The following is a 13,553-nucleotide window of genomic DNA, read 5'->3' as shown; positions in this document are numbered from 1 at the left end:
CGTCGATGGGGTGCCTTGCGCAGCGAAATAAAGGAGGAGCCCGAAGGGCGGGGGACATTCGCGGAGAAAGGTACCCCGTCGGCGGGAGCGCGCCCCGAACAAGCAACCTGCGCAGCCCAAATAAAACAGGGCTTCAGTAATGCGGCGGCAGCTCGTCGCGAAGATTGCGCGCCGCCCCCTCCTGCCCCGCGTTCTGGCTTTGCTGTTTCAGCTGCGTGACCTGAAGAACCAGGCTGTCGATCTGCTGCTGTTGACGGTAGATCGTCATGTTCAGCTGCTCCAGCAGGTCCTCGGCATAGCTCGACTTGATCTCGAGCTCGGTCAGCCGTTCTGCGAGTTCGTTCGGTGGGTATTCCATGCCGCTATTGGACAGGAAGATTCACCCCTATTCCGCCGCCCGCCGCAGCGTATCGACCACCGGCCTGCGCAGCACGTCGCGCAGGCCCCACCAGCCCGCCGCCAGCGCCAGCACCGCGCCTGCGAGCGCACCGGCAACCGGCACGATGGGCGATGCGGTCCACGTGAAGTCGAACACATAGCGCGCCAGGCCCCAGCCGATGGCCGAAGCCACGATGCTCGCCAGAAAGCCCGCGAGCAAGCCCACGCCCACGAGTTCGGCACGCTGCACTTGGCGCAGCAGGCTGGCCCGCGCGCCCACTGCACGCATGACGGCGAACTCGCGTGCGCGCTCTTCGCGCGTGGCCGTGACCGCGGCAAACAGCACCACCAGACCCGCCGCGAGCGTGAAGCCGAACAGGAACTCGACTGCGCGCACCACCTGGTCAAGCACCCGCTGCACCTGGTTGATGGTGGCGCTCATGTCGACGTTGGTCACATTGGGGTAGCTGCGCACCAGTGCGTTATCGAAGCCCCGGGTTTCGGGCGCGCGGAAGGCACCCATGTAGGTCACGGGCACATCGGGCAACGCGGCCACCGTGTACATCACGAAAAAGTTGGCATGCAGCGAGCCCCAGTCGACCTTGCGCAGCGAGGTGATGCGCGCGTCGTTCTGCATCCCGCCGATGTCGAAGCGCATCGTGTCGCCGAGCTTCAGGCCAAGTGTTTCGGCCAAGCCTTCTTCCACGCTCACTTCGCCTGGCGCGTCAGGCTTCCACACGCCCGCGACGATGCTGTTGTGCGGCGGTGCCTGCACGCTGTTGCTGAGGTTGAACTCGCGATCCACCAGCCGCTTGGCGCGGTCTTCCACGTAGTCGTCGGGTGACACCGCCTTGCCGTTCACGGCCACCAGCCGGCCGCGGATCATCGGGTACCAGTCGAACTTGTTCACGCCGGCATCGCGCAGCGACTTCTGGAAGGCGGTGCTCTGGTCTGGCATGACGTTGATGACGAAACGGTTGGGCGCATCGGGCGGCGTGGCCTTGCGCCAGCTCGCGACGAGGTCGGTGCGCAGCAGCACCAGCAGCACCAGCGCCAGCAGGCCCACGGCCAGTGCACTGACCTGCACCACCGCATAGGCGGGTCGCGCCGAGATCTGGCGCGTAGCCAGCACCAGCCAGCGCGGCGCGGTGGTTTCATTGACGCTGCGCCGCAGCACCCACACCGCCAGCCAGCTCAAGAGCGCGAACACGGCCACCGCGCCCGCAAAGCCGCCGACGGCGATCAGGCCCAGTTTCAGGTCGCTGCTGGCCGCGATCAGCAAGGCCGCGAAGCCGGCCACGCCGATGCCCAGCACCGCGAGCGATGCGGGCTTGAGCCCGCCCACGTCGCGCCGGATCACCCGCAGCGGAGGCACCCGCGCCAATTGCAGCACCGGCGGCAGGCCGAATGCGAACAGCAGCGTGAGCCCCATGCCCAGGCCGAACGCCACCGGCCACAACGTGGCCGCGGGCAGCGCGGTTTCGACCAGCCCCGCGAGCAGCACGACGAAGACGTAGTGCACGGCGAAGCCGAGCGCCACGCCCAGGCCGCTGGCCACGAGCCCGACGATTGCGAATTCGAACGAGTAGGCCAGCGCAATGGTGCGCTGGCTCTGGCCCAGCACGCGCAGCATGGCGCAGTCATCCAGGTGTCCGGCCGCGAAGCCGCGCGCGGCCAGCGCGACGGCTACGGCCGAGAGCAGCGCCGCGAGCAGCGCGACCAGGCTCAGGAATTTCTCGGCGCGGTCCAGCGTCTGGCGCATTTCGGGGCGTCCGCCCTCGAAGGAGTCGAGCCGCACGCCGCGCAGGTCGCCCTTCTTGATCGCGGCCTCGGCCCAATCGGAAAAGCGCTTGACGGCCGCCTCGTCGCCAGCCACCGCATAGCGGTAGCCGACGCGGCTCGCAGGCTGGACGAGGCCGGTGCGCGGCACGTCTGCCTGGTTGAGCATCACGCGCGGTGCAAAGCTCATGAAGCCCGCCCCGCGGTCCGGCTCCAGCGTGATCACGCGGCCCACGCGCAGGCTGGTGTCGCCCAGGAGAAGCGGGTCGCCCACCTTGAGCCCCAGCGAATCGAGCAGCGAAGCATCGACCCACGCCTCTCCCGTCGCCGGAATGTCGCGCGTGACGGTGCCTGGCGCCTCGGCACTGCTTGCGGTCTGCAGGCTGCCGCGCAACGGGTAGCCCGCGGCCACGGCCTTGAGCGCGACCAGCTTGCTGGCGCCGCCCTGGGCATCGTCGGCACGTGCCATGGTCGGGAAGCCGTAGGTGCCGGATCCCTCCAGGCCGAAAGCACGGGCCTGCGCTATGAAGGCCGCCGGCGTGGGGTTGTCGCTCACGATCACTGCATCGCCGCCGAGCAATTGCCGCGCATCGCGCTGCAAGCCGCCCTGCAGCCGGTCGGCAAAGAAGCCGACCGCCGTGAGCGCGGCCACGGCCAGCAGCACGGCAACGATCAAGAGGCGCAGCTCGCCAGCGCGCAGATCGCGCCAGAGGGTGCGCCAGCCAAGGCGGAGGGAGGCATTCATGGGCGAGACGATAGCCGACGCGCGGGCGCCGGTGCGTTTCAGGGGCTTACCGCGAGAGGAAGCAGCCTCAGGCCGGGCTGCGGCGCGCGAGTTCGGGCTGCAGCACCAGCCGATCGACGCCCGCATAGCAGACGAAGTGCCGATTGGTCGCACGGCCAATGGCGCACAGCCCCACGCGCGTGGCCACCTCATGGCCCATCTGCGTGATGCCGCTGCGCGAAACCACGATGGGCACGCCCATCTGGGCCGACTTGATCACCATTTCGCTCGTGAGCCGGCCGGTGGTGTAGAACACGCGGTCACCCGCGAGTGCGCCCGGCGGCTGCATGGCGCACCAGCCCGCGATGGTGTCGATGGCGTTGTGGCGGCCCACGTCCTCGACGAAGCAGTGCATCGTGGCCTCGGCATCGCCGGGCTCCAGCGTGAACAGCGCGCAGCCGTGCACCGAGCCGGCCGACTTGTAGGTGCTCTCTTGAAGCCGAATGGCGTTGACCAGCGCATAGAGCTGCGCCTGTGTCATGCGCGTGGGCGGCAGTTCGAGCTGGTCGATGTCGGCCATCAAGTCGCCGAACACGCTGCCCTGGCCGCAACCGGTGGTCACCACCTTCTTGGCGGTGCGCTCCTCGATGCGGTCGATGCCGGCGTGGGTCTTGACCGCGGCGCCGCCCACCTCCCAGTCGACCGTGACCGACTCCACGTCGCTGGCCGATTCGATGAGACGCTGGTTCAGCAGGTAGCCCAGCACCAGCAGTTCGGGCTGGGCGCCGAGCGTCATCAGCGTGACGAGCTCGCGCCGGTCCACGTACACCGTGAGATCGCGCTCGGCGGGAATGGAAACCGTGCCGCGCGCGCCATGCTCATCGACGACCTCGACCTCGCGCGTCAGTGCGGCGCGGGCCTGTGTGAGACGTGGGAGCGGCAACGGCGGCAGCGGCGTTGTCACTGCGCTTTCTTCGGCGCAGGATTGACGGCGGCGTCAGGCTGCGTGGTGCTGGGCGGCGAAGCGGCCGTGGTCGCCGGCGAATGCGCGCCCGCAGCCTCGATGGGCTTGGCGTCCGGCGGCGGCGCAAAGACGAAGGGGCCGGGGTCGGAGCAGGGTGGCGTGGCCACAACTGCCGTTGACACCGGCTTGGCGGCCGACGCCGCGCTCGCACGGTACTTGGCCGCCACGCGGTCCTGCGCTTGGCAGAGCTTGTAGGCATCGACCTTGGCGGTCCAGGCCGTCTTTGCGGCGGTTTCGGCGGCCTTGGCTTTTGCCTCGGGCGTGGCGGGCGGCGGCGGCAACTTGGCCCAGGCCGCAGGCGCAGCCAGCGCGAGCACCAGCATGCAGAAATTCAACGACAGCTTTTTCATGAGAGCTTTCCTTCGGCGGATATCGCGGGCCGTACGGGCGGCACCACCGAGCCGTCCGGCACTGAGCGCTGCGCCGGAATCTTGCCCGCGGCAATGTCGTCGTACCAGAGCTCGTGGTGCTCCCTGGCCCAGGTCTCGTCGACGTAGCCGGTGCGCATGGCCTTGTAGGCGCCCGTCATGCCCAGGGTGCCGATGTAGATGTGGCCCATGATCATCGCCATCATCAGCAAGGTTGCGATGCCGTGGACCATGTGCGCCACCTGCATCTCGCCGCGCGTGTAGACGAAGCCCGGCAGCAGCTTGTCCAGGAAGAGCCCCGAGGCGATGACGAAGAGTCCGAGGAACAGCACCCCGCCCCAGAACACGACCTTCTCGCCCGCGTTGAAACGGTGCGACGGCACTTCCCGTCCGCCGAAGAGGCCGCCGAAGCGCGCGAGCCACTTCAGGTCGCCCGCGCGCGGGAGGTTGTCGCGAATGAAGGTGAACACCATGAACACCGTCGTGATGACGAAGAGCGGACCGACGAAGTTATGCACGTTCTTGAGCGCATAGGCGATCCAGCCGAACAGCGTCAGGCCCATCCACGGCAAGAGGAAGAACTTGCCGAAGGCCATCACGATGCCGGAGATCGCAAGCGTGACGAACGCGATGGCGTTCGACCAGTGCGTGGCGCGCTCGAACGGCGTGAAGCGCTCGATCTTGCGGCCGGTTTCGTGGCCATGCAGACGGATGGGGCCGCGCGTGAAATAGAAGATCGCCAGCGCAAGCAGCGTGACGAACAGCAGCGCCGCGCCGTAGGGAATGATCCAGTTGTTGCGCACCTGGCGCCAAGCCTCGCCGGCCGTGGTGTAGCGCGAACCCGGGTACTGCACCGAAGGCTGGATCAGGTTGCCGGCCTCGGGCGCTTCGCTCTTCGGCAGGCTGCTGTAGCCGGTCACGCCCTGCCCCACCTGGCGCCATATGGGCGCGTTGTTGCCCGGCTGCACCCGCATGCGCTCGCCATTGGTCTGGTTGAGGTAGTTGGGGTCGTCGCTGGCTTCGGGCTTGACCTCGAAGATGTTCTGGCCCCGGATGCCACCCGTAGGCTGCGCCGGCGTGGCGCTCACCCCGGGCGCCGAGGGAGCGGACGTGGTTCCGGGTGCGGCCGGCGGCTGCGCCTGCCCGAAGGCCGAACCCAGCGCGGCGCAACAAAGAACCAGAGCGGTCAGCGCTTGCTTCATAAGCTCTCCGTTCAGTTCTCTTTGTTGTATTCGTTCTGCCCGTTCTGCGTGCGGGTCTTGAGCTGCTGCTGCCAGGCGGTCTTGTCGCCCACCTTCCAACCGGGCGCGGTGAACACCGTGCCAGCGTTCTGCTGGCTGCTCGTTCCGCTCCACGGCACGGCATCGCGCTTCACGCCTTGCGCGTTGGTCTGCGGCTTCTCGCCGCAGGCCACGAGGCAGGTTGCGGTCAGCGCAACACCCAGGGCGATAAGGCCCGGCCGCTTCATTTCTGCACTCCGTTTACCGGCGGCTTGCCCGCTTGCTGCGAGCCGTAGGCGGTGCCCCAGCCCCAGACTTCGGCGCCCTTGCCGCGCTGGACCACGCGGGTGCGGAAGATGTCGGCCACCACGTCGCCGTCGCCGGCCAGAAGCGCCTTGGTCGAGCACATCTCGGCGCAGGCCGGCAGCTTGCCTTCGGCCAGCCGGTTGCGGCCGTACTTCTCGAACTCGGCTTCGGAGCCGTTGGTCTCGGGGCCGCCGGCGCAGAAGGTGCACTTGTCCATCTTGCCGCGCACGCCGAAGGTGCCTTGCGACGGAAATTGCGGCGCGCCAAAGGGGCAGGCATACGAGCAGTAGCCGCAGCCGATGCACACGTCCTTGTCGTGCAGCACAACGCCTTCATCGGTGCGGTAGAAGCACTGCACCGGGCACACCGCCATGCAGGGCGCGTCGGAGCAATGCATGCAGGCCACCGAGATCGACTTCTCGCCCGGCACCCCGTCGTTCAGAGTGACCACGCGGCGGCGGTTCACGCCCCAGGGCACCTCGTTCTCGTTCTTGCAGGCGGTGACGCAGCTGTTGCATTCAATGCAACGCTCTGCGTCACAGACAAATTTCATTCGAGCCATGGTGCCCTCCTTATGCTTTTTCCACGTTGCAGATCGTGGTCTTGGTCTCTTGCATCATGGTCACGCTGTCGTACCCGTAGGTGGTACCGGTGTTGATGGCCTCGCCGCGCACCACGGGCGCCGCGCCCGCCGGGTAGTAGCCGAGCATGTCGACGCCCTGCCAGTGGCCCGAGAAGTGGAACGGCATGAACACGGTGTCGGGTCCCACGCGCTCGGTGACCAGCGCCTGCACGTTGAGCTTGGCGCCGGTGGGCGTGTGCACCCAGGCGCGCTCGCCGTTGCGGATGCCCTTCTCGGCCGCGACCTTGGGGTTGATCTCGATGAACATCTCCTGCTGCAGCTCGGCGAGCCAGGGGTTCGAGCGCGTTTCCTCGCCGCCGCCCTCGTATTCGACCAGGCGGCCGGAGGTCATGATGTACGGGAATTTCTCGTGCACCTTGTCGGCGATGTTCTTCTGCTGCACGCTCTTGTAGAGCGTGGGCAGGCGCCAGAACGCCATCTTGTCGTCGTGCGTCGGGTACTTGGCCATCAGGTCGGGCCGGTTGCCGTACAGCGGTTCGCGGTGCTGCGGAATCGCGTCCGGGAAGTTCCAGACCACCGCACGCGCCTTGGCATTGCCGAACGGATGGCAGCCGTGGTTCTTCATGAACACGCGGATCATGCCGCCCGAGCTGTCGGTCTTCCAGTTCTTGCCTTCGGCCTTCGGCTTCTCGGCCTCGGTGAGCTCGTCCCACCAGCCCAGCTTCTTGAGCAGCACGTGGTCGAGTTCGGGGTAGCCGGTGGTGATGTCGGCGCCGGCCGAATGCGAGCCGTCCTCGGCCAGCAGGTTCTTGCCGTCGCGCTCCACGCCAAAGTTCGCGCGGAAGTTGCCGCCGCCTTCCATCACGTGCTTGGACGTGTCGTAGAGGTTGGGCGAACCCGGGTGCTTGAGTTCCGGCGTGCCGTAGCAGGGCCACGGCAGGCCGAAGTAGTCGCCGGTGAGGTCGTAGCCGTTGACCTTGTCCTTCACGCCGGCCTTCACCTTGAGCGTGCGCACGTCGAAAGCGCCCATGTTGCGCATGTGCGCTTGCAGCCGCTCGGGGCTCTGGCCGGTGTAGCCCACAGCCCAGCAGGTCTTGTTGATCTCGCGCAGGATGTCGTCGGGCAGGGGCTCGTCCATGCCCTTGACCTTCTGCATCTTGAAGTTCTTGCTGAGCTCCTTGCCGAAGCCCAGGCGGTCGGCGAACTGCTGCATGATCATGTGGTCGCTGCGGCTTTCCCACAGCGGGTCGATCACCTTCTCGCGCCATTGCAGCGACCGGTTCGACGCCGTCACGGAGCCGCTGGTCTCGAACTGCGTGCACGCGGGCAGCAGGTAGACGGCGCGGTTCTTGTTGAGGTCATCCGGGTTGCCCGGCATCGCGGCCATGGCGGCCGTGGCCGAAGGATACGGGTCGACCACCACCAGCAGGTCGAGCTTGTCCATGGCGCGCTTCATCTCGAGGCCGCGCGTCTGGGAGTTGGGCGCGTGGCCCCAATAGAACACGCCTCGCAGGTTCGAGTCCTGGTCGATCAGTTCGTTTTTCTCGAGCACGCCGTCGATCCAGCGCGACACGGTGATGCCCGGCTTGGTCATCATCGCGGGCGAGGCGAAGCGACCCTTGATCCATTCGTAGTCGACGCCCCAGGTGGCGGCAAAGTGCCTCCACGAACCTTCGACGATGCCGTAGTAGCCTGGCAGCGAGTCGGGGTTGGGGCCCACGTCGGTAGCGCCCTGCACGTTGTCGTGGCCGCGGAAGATGTTGGTGCCGCCGCCCGTCTTGCCCACGTTGCCGAGCGCCAGCTGCAGGATGCACGAGGCCCGCACGATGGCATTGCCGATGGTGTGCTGGGTCTGGCCCATGCACCACACCACGGTGCCGGGGCGGTTCTCGTTGAGCCACGTGGCCACCTTGAGCACCTGCGCCTCTTTCACGCCGCAGGCCTCCTCGACCTTGTCCGGCGTCCACTTGGCCAGCACCTCTTCGCGGACCTTGTCCATGCCGAAGACGCGGTCGTTGATGTATTGCTTGTCTTCCCAGCCGTTCTTGAAGATGTGATGCAGGATGCCGAACAGAAAAGCGATGTCGGAGCCCGAGCGGATGCGCACGTACTCGTCGGCCTTGGCCGCGGTTCGCGTGAAGCGCGGGTCGACCACGATCATCTTGCAGCCATGCTCCTTGGCATGGAGCATGTGCAGCATGCTGACCGGGTGCGCCTCGGCCGCGTTGGAGCCGATGTACATCGCCACCTTGGCGTTGCGCATGTCGTTGTACGAATTGGTCATGGCGCCGTAGCCCCATGTGTTCGCGACGCCGGCCACCGTGGTGGAGTGGCAGATGCGTGCCTGGTGGTCGCAGTTGTTGCTGCCCCAGAAGCTCACGAACTTGCGCATCAGGTACGACTGCTCGTTGCTGTGCTTGGACGAGCCGATCCAGTAGACCGAATCGGGCCCGCTGGCCTGCCGCAGATCCTTCAGCTTGGCCGTGATCTCGTCGAGCGCGGTGTCCCAGCTGATGCGCTCGTACTTGCCGTTGACCAGCTTCATCGGATAGCGCAGGCGGTACTCGCCATGGCCGTGCTCGCGCAGCGCGGCGCCCTTGGCGCAATGAGCGCCGAGGTTGATCGGCGAATCGAACACCGGCTCCTGGCGCACCCACACACCGTTCTCGACCACCGCATCGGAGGCGCAGCCGACCGAGCAGTGCGAGCACACGGTGCGCTTGATCTCGACCTTGCCGGCGCCAATCGCGGCAGGCCGCGCATCGCCAGCCGCCTCGGCCTTGCGCATCAATGTGAGCTGGCCCGCGGCCAGGCCTACGCCCACGCCAAGCCCCGAGCGCCGCAGAAAGGCGCGCCGGTCCATGGTGGGCAGCGCTCCCGAAAGGCCGCGCCGCAGGCTGTGAATGAACGCGGAAGACTCGCGTTCCCCTTGCCGCGAAGCACTGTTCGCGGGGGCTGTTTTCTTGGTCAACAACATCGTGGGGTCCGCTTCAGGTCGAAGCGGTCTTGTAGTAGTGCTTGACGTGTTCGCTCAGCGAATAGCCGCCGCCTTTTTCAGGCGCGGGCTTCGCCGCGGGCGCGGCGACTTCGACCGCCGCGGGGGTGTCGACGACCTTGGGGAGCACCGACACCGCGGCAACCGCGGCGCCGGCACTGGCGGCACCTAAAAAGAAACCTCGACGCGAGGCCGGCTTGATTCCGGCCGCTTGGCTGTCCTGCATGTGATCTCCAGGAGTGGCTGGGGGCAGACCAGATATGAACTGATCTACATACATCTGGATACTAGTCTAGACCCTTATTTCCCACAATCCGACACTTCCCTATGTCGATCATCCGAGCATGTCAAAGCCTTGGACTTCGACCTCGGCAAAGGCGCGGGTGAAGCCGGCCAGAGAGGCATAGAAATTCGCCTTCGGATGTTGCGCCACTGCGTCGCAGAGCGTCGGCAGCCACGACTGCAGATGGGTGGCGAAAAAAGCCTGTTGCTGCGCAAGGTTGGCTACCGCTGCGTCGTCACCGGCAATAAGGTAGCGCATTACCTCGAACAGGCAGGCGACATGGTCTTCGCTTTCGGACACGGCCTCGCCGCGCGCGAGCCCGAGCCGGGCCAGGTCGGTGCGCAGTTGCGCCAGCGGCTTGTCGTTGAGAAAGCCGCTCAGGTAGTGCGAACCGAACAGGTATATCTCGGGTTTACCCATGCCGCCGAAGAGCGCGTCGTACTCGGCATGCACTGCAGCCGCGTCGGTGCCGCGCGCCGCACCCACCAGTTGCCGCCAGGGCTCTTCGAGAAAGGCGCCTGCCGCGGGCGCCTCGGTCGGCGCCACGCTGAAGGCATCGAGCAACTCGGCGTCGGGCGCGGCATACCAGAGGCGCGCGAGCAGGCCATAGATCTCGGCGCGCGCAATCTCCTCGTCGAGCGCGGAGGTCATTGGAGGAAATTGACTCATAGCTGCGTGATCTTCATCTCGTTCTGCGCGCTGTACAGGTCGATCACCCGGCAGTCACTACACATCTTGAGCCGCTCGAGCGCCTCGCCCTGGAACATGGCGTGGCCCGCGAGCTTGCCGAGCATCGCCTCGATGGCTTTCTGCGTTCCGAACGGCTTGGCGCAGCGAATGCAGGCCCATGGCTTGGCCTCGTTGAGCACCACGGGCTGCTTGCGCTCGGGGGCGGTCGAAAGCCGCGGCACGAGCGCAATCGCGTTTTCGGGGCAGGTGGTGGCGCAAAGGCCGCACTGCACGCAGTTCTTTTCGATGAAGCGCAGCTGCGGCGCATTCTGGTTGTCTTGGAGCGCGCTCGCGGGGCAGGCGCTCACACAGGCCAGGCACAGCGTGCAGCTGTCCTTGTTGACGGTGACCGCGCCCAAGGGAGAACCCTCGGGCAGGGGGATCGCCAGCGGCGCGGCGGCTTCGTTCGCCGGCGCCACAAGCGCGGGCGCCTGGGCCATCAGGTGGTCCAGCGTCATTTCGAGCGTGCCGCGCTTCTCGCCGCCGACGGCAAAGCGCGCAGCGCTGCCCGGCACGCGCTGCCGCGTGGCGCGCAGGCCGGCCAGTGCCGCATCCAGCGTGGCGGGCGTGGCGGCCTCGATCAGGTGGAAATGCGTGCCGGTGTAGCCCAGGCCCGTGAGCAGCGCTTGCGCGACGGCCATTTGCTTCTTGAGTGCGTCGAGGTACTGGGGCGCCTCTTCGCCCGTCGACAGCACCGCCACCTGCGACGCGCCGAAGGCAATGGCGCTGAGCCAGATGTCGATGCCGGTGCTCGCCACATGCATCAGTGCCACCGGCAGCACGTGCGCCGGCACGCCGCCAAGGCCGTCGCGCTTGCCGCGCTCCAGTTGCGCCGCGCGGCCGAGTCGTTCGACCAGCGCCTGCCCGCCCTCTTCGTTGTGCAGCAGCACCGTGGCATCGCGGCCCCCGGCGCCCAGATAGGTGGACAGCAGCGTGCGCAGCTTGCGTCCCTGGTCGGGCGTGCGCGGATAGGTGTAGCCCAGCGCCCCGGTCGGGCACACCGTGGTGCAGGCGCCGCAGCCGACGCACAACTGCGGGTTCACGACGATGCGCTGGCGCGCCTTGTCGCTGGAGATGGCGTGCGCCGAGCACACCTCGACGCAGGCGTTGCAGCCCACCACTTCGTTGCGGCTGTGGGCGCAGAGCTTCTGTTTGTAGTCGAAGAACTTCGGCTTCTCGAACTCGCCCACCAGTTCGCGCAGGCGCAGCAGGGTCGACAAGCCTTCGGCATGCGCGAGTCCGCCCGCCAGGTGGAAATAACCTTGCGGCGGCGCATGCCAGTCGATCAGCGCAGTGGCCCCAAGGTCGAGCACCAGGTCGAACGCGGCATCGAGCGCTTCGGGTGCCCGGCTGAAGTTGATGGCGCCGGCCACGCTGCAGGCCTTTTCGCAGTCGCGGTGCGAAGTGCACTTGGCCAGGTCGATCTGGTAGTCGAGACCGATCGCCTGCTCGGGGCAGACACTCAGGCAGGCATTGCAGCGCGTGCACAGGTCGAGGTCGATAGGGTTGTCCCGCATCCACTTGAGCGAGAAGGCGCCGAGCCAGCCTTGGAGCGATGTGATGCGTCCGGCCATGACGGGCCAGCGGCGTTCCTGCCCGCCGCCTGTGGCGCCAGGACCGGTGGAAAAGATCGACACCTGCAGCGTGTCGGTCACCAGCGCGGCGGCCTTCTCGGCCTCGTCGAGCGGGCCGACGATCAGGAGCCGGCCCTGGCTCGCATAGCTCACGGTCGAGACTGGATCGGGCTCCGGCAGGTGGGCCACCGCCAGCAAGGCGGCGATCTTCGGGCTGGCGTTTTTCGCGTCGCGGCTCCAGCCGCCGGTTTCGCGGATGTTGACGAAGCGGATCGGCGAGGTCGCGCCTTCGGTCTGTTCGGCCAGCTCGGTGAACAGCTTGCGCTCCTGCGTGCAGGCCACCACCACCTCGTCGCCCGAGCGGATGGCGCGCTGGAAAGCCGGCGCCTCACGGCGGCACAAGGTGGAATGAAGGGGCAGCGGCTCAGCCAGCGCGGCGCCGAGCGTCTTCGGCTCGAGCGGCATCGTCTGGTTGCAGTCGCAGATCAGCGTGGTGGTCATCGGTTGTGTGGCTTGCGGGTTGCGCATCGGCAACCTGCTGGCTGGGGATATCTCCCGGAGGCTCGGACTGTGCCACGTCCGGCGGCGCGGCGGCGTGGGGGGTTTCCGGGGGTGGTCCGAGGGGTTCTGTTCCCTCGGTTTCTTCCTCGTGCTCGAACAGCTTGAGGAACTTGGCGCTGGCCATCTGGCGCAGCACGCAGTCGGGGATGGGCATCGACTGGGAATAGTCGTCGACGTAGGTGTCCAGGCCGTCCATCACGTTGAACTGCGGATCGGCAAAGAGCTTTCGGAACGCAGTGTTCTTGACCTCGGGCGCTACGTTCCTGGCCATGAAAGGCCGAAAGTCGGACTCGGGCGTGAGCGCCTCGGCCTCGGCGAGCGTGGGCGGGGGTGGCTCCCCCTGCCCTTCGGCGGCAACGCCCTCGGCAACTGGAACCGGGTCTGCAGGAAGCTGCGTCTCCGGCACGACGGGAGGCGGCGCGAGTTCTTCGCGCACTTCGTTCTTGCGCCGCGACCAGCGGTCGAAAAAGTTCTCAGGCATCACCCGCTCCGTGCCCGCGCTTTTTCTCGGTCGACACGCTGGCCGCGTTGCCGAAGCGGTCGACCAGCGGGCGGAAACTCTCGGGCCGCTTGCGGCGCTTGGGCTCGATCACGTAATGCTCCTGCACGAAGCCGCGCATCCACTCGATCACCTCTTCGGGCGCGGGCACCTGCTCCACCGTTTCCTGCGCATCGAGCCAGCGGCCGGCTTCGTTGTAGCTGAGGCTCACCACCACCGGGCGCGCCAGCGGCTCGTCGGCGATGCTGGGGTTTTCCTCCATGCGCCACAGCACGAACCAGCAGGGCGCGGGCGTGGTGGCGTTCAGGTGGTAGCCCTCCGCTTCGTCGCGGAACAGCTCGGTCTTGAAACCGGGGTACAGCCAACGCTGCGCGCCATCGCTCGCTTCGAGCAAGCGTGGTTCGGTGCCGAAGCCGGGCTGGTCGGGGCCGACGCTTTCGAGGATCCAGCGCCACGATTGCCAACGGCTCTCGACACGCTCTCGGCGCATCACGACGGCAACATCGATGGAAGGATTCATGCGTCGATCG

13 protein-coding genes are annotated in these 13,553 nt (G+C 67.0%); all 13 read right to left on the bottom strand.

The genetic code is table 11. From position 1 onward, the window contains the following. Nucleotides 1–133: 133 nt before the first annotated feature. The gene (locus J2X92_RS09845) at nt 134–358 is read right to left on the bottom strand and encodes a SlyX family protein (RefSeq protein ID WP_307575282.1); all 225 of its coding nucleotides are present in this window, start codon (nt 356–358) and stop codon (nt 134–136) included. Between the two features lie 27 nt (nt 359–385). Then, nucleotides 386–2,902 carry an ABC transporter permease gene (locus J2X92_RS09840; protein ID WP_307575279.1) on the bottom strand — a complete coding sequence of 839 codons (2,517 nt, stop codon included), beginning with the start codon at nt 2,900–2,902 and terminating at the stop codon, nt 386–388. A gap of 67 nt (nt 2,903–2,969) precedes the next feature. Beyond that, a complete protein-coding gene (locus J2X92_RS09835; protein ID WP_307575277.1) occupies nt 2,970–3,845 on the bottom strand; it encodes a formate dehydrogenase accessory sulfurtransferase FdhD in 876 nt (291 codons plus the stop codon). Continuing rightward, nucleotides 3,842–4,255, bottom strand: coding sequence for a hypothetical protein (locus J2X92_RS09830; protein WP_307575275.1), 414 nt, complete (start codon nt 4,253–4,255; stop codon nt 3,842–3,844). Before J2X92_RS09830 ends, J2X92_RS09835 begins: the two co-directional genes overlap by 4 nt. Then, nucleotides 4,252–5,475: a formate dehydrogenase subunit gamma gene (locus tag J2X92_RS09825; RefSeq protein ID WP_307575273.1), complete on the bottom strand. Its 1,224-nt coding sequence runs from the start codon at nt 5,473–5,475 to the stop codon at nt 4,252–4,254. The genes J2X92_RS09830 and J2X92_RS09825 overlap by 4 nt, the downstream gene beginning before the upstream one ends. Nucleotides 5,476–5,486: 11 nt before the next feature. After that, entirely contained in the window at nt 5,487–5,741 is a 255-nt protein-coding gene (locus tag J2X92_RS09820) for a hypothetical protein (protein ID WP_307575272.1), read from the bottom strand. After that, a complete protein-coding gene (gene fdh3B, locus J2X92_RS09815) occupies nt 5,738–6,361 on the bottom strand; it encodes a formate dehydrogenase FDH3 subunit beta (RefSeq protein WP_307575270.1) in 624 nt (207 codons plus the stop codon). The genes J2X92_RS09820 and fdh3B overlap by 4 nt, the downstream gene beginning before the upstream one ends. 10 nt (nt 6,362–6,371) lie before the next feature. Continuing rightward, nucleotides 6,372–9,359, bottom strand: coding sequence for a formate dehydrogenase subunit alpha (locus tag J2X92_RS09810; RefSeq protein WP_307575268.1), 2,988 nt, complete (start codon nt 9,357–9,359; stop codon nt 6,372–6,374). A gap of 13 nt (nt 9,360–9,372) precedes the next feature. After that, complete coding sequence (locus tag J2X92_RS09805; protein ID WP_307575266.1) at nt 9,373–9,603, bottom strand: formate dehydrogenase; 231 nt, start codon at nt 9,601–9,603, stop codon at nt 9,373–9,375. A gap of 108 nt (nt 9,604–9,711) precedes the next feature. Next, nucleotides 9,712–10,329 carry a TorD/DmsD family molecular chaperone gene (locus J2X92_RS09800; protein WP_307575264.1) on the bottom strand — a complete coding sequence of 206 codons (618 nt, stop codon included), beginning with the start codon at nt 10,327–10,329 and terminating at the stop codon, nt 9,712–9,714. Further along, a complete protein-coding gene (locus J2X92_RS09795; protein ID WP_307575262.1) occupies nt 10,326–12,464 on the bottom strand; it encodes a 4Fe-4S dicluster domain-containing protein in 2,139 nt (712 codons plus the stop codon). The genes J2X92_RS09800 and J2X92_RS09795 overlap by 4 nt, the downstream gene beginning before the upstream one ends. Further along, nucleotides 12,388–13,005, bottom strand: coding sequence for a DUF3306 domain-containing protein (locus J2X92_RS09790; RefSeq protein WP_307575261.1), 618 nt, complete (start codon nt 13,003–13,005; stop codon nt 12,388–12,390). The genes J2X92_RS09795 and J2X92_RS09790 overlap by 77 nt, the downstream gene beginning before the upstream one ends. Then, nucleotides 12,998–13,543, bottom strand: coding sequence for a DUF3305 domain-containing protein (locus J2X92_RS09785; protein WP_307575259.1), 546 nt, complete (start codon nt 13,541–13,543; stop codon nt 12,998–13,000). The genes J2X92_RS09790 and J2X92_RS09785 overlap by 8 nt, the downstream gene beginning before the upstream one ends. Between the last annotated feature and the right edge of the window lie 10 nt (nt 13,544–13,553).

The organism is Variovorax paradoxus (genome assembly GCF_030811855.1).
GTDB lineage: Bacteria > Pseudomonadota > Gammaproteobacteria > Burkholderiales > Burkholderiaceae_C > Variovorax > Variovorax paradoxus_L.
The sequence above is the reverse complement of the archived record's forward strand: the minus strand, read 5'-3'. Positions and strand labels throughout refer to the sequence as shown.

What these genes read in the sequence shown, in the direction of transcription:
- J2X92_RS09825 (WP_307575273.1), bottom strand. Translation starts at nt 5,475, where the DNA reads ATGAAGCAAGCGCTGACCGCTCTGGTTCTTTGTTGCGCCGCGCTGGGT.
- J2X92_RS09785 (WP_307575259.1), bottom strand. Translation starts at nt 13,543, where the DNA reads ATGAATCCTTCCATCGATGTTGCCGTCGTGATGCGCCGAGAGCGTGTC.
- J2X92_RS09845 (WP_307575282.1), bottom strand. Translation starts at nt 358, where the DNA reads ATGGAATACCCACCGAACGAACTCGCAGAACGGCTGACCGAGCTCGAG.
- J2X92_RS09820 (WP_307575272.1), bottom strand. Translation starts at nt 5,741, where the DNA reads ATGAAGCGGCCGGGCCTTATCGCCCTGGGTGTTGCGCTGACCGCAACC.
- J2X92_RS09830 (WP_307575275.1), bottom strand. Translation starts at nt 4,255, where the DNA reads ATGAAAAAGCTGTCGTTGAATTTCTGCATGCTGGTGCTCGCGCTGGCT.
- J2X92_RS09810 (WP_307575268.1), bottom strand. Translation starts at nt 9,359, where the DNA reads ATGTTGTTGACCAAGAAAACAGCCCCCGCGAACAGTGCTTCGCGGCAA.
- J2X92_RS09840 (WP_307575279.1), bottom strand. Translation starts at nt 2,902, where the DNA reads ATGAATGCCTCCCTCCGCCTTGGCTGGCGCACCCTCTGGCGCGATCTG.
- J2X92_RS09805 (WP_307575266.1), bottom strand. Translation starts at nt 9,603, where the DNA reads ATGCAGGACAGCCAAGCGGCCGGAATCAAGCCGGCCTCGCGTCGAGGT.
- J2X92_RS09800 (WP_307575264.1), bottom strand. Translation starts at nt 10,329, where the DNA reads ATGAGTCAATTTCCTCCAATGACCTCCGCGCTCGACGAGGAGATTGCG.
- J2X92_RS09795 (WP_307575262.1), bottom strand. Translation starts at nt 12,464, where the DNA reads ATGACCACCACGCTGATCTGCGACTGCAACCAGACGATGCCGCTCGAG.
- fdh3B (WP_307575270.1), bottom strand. Translation starts at nt 6,361, where the DNA reads ATGGCTCGAATGAAATTTGTCTGTGACGCAGAGCGTTGCATTGAATGC.
- J2X92_RS09790 (WP_307575261.1), bottom strand. Translation starts at nt 13,005, where the DNA reads ATGCCTGAGAACTTTTTCGACCGCTGGTCGCGGCGCAAGAACGAAGTG.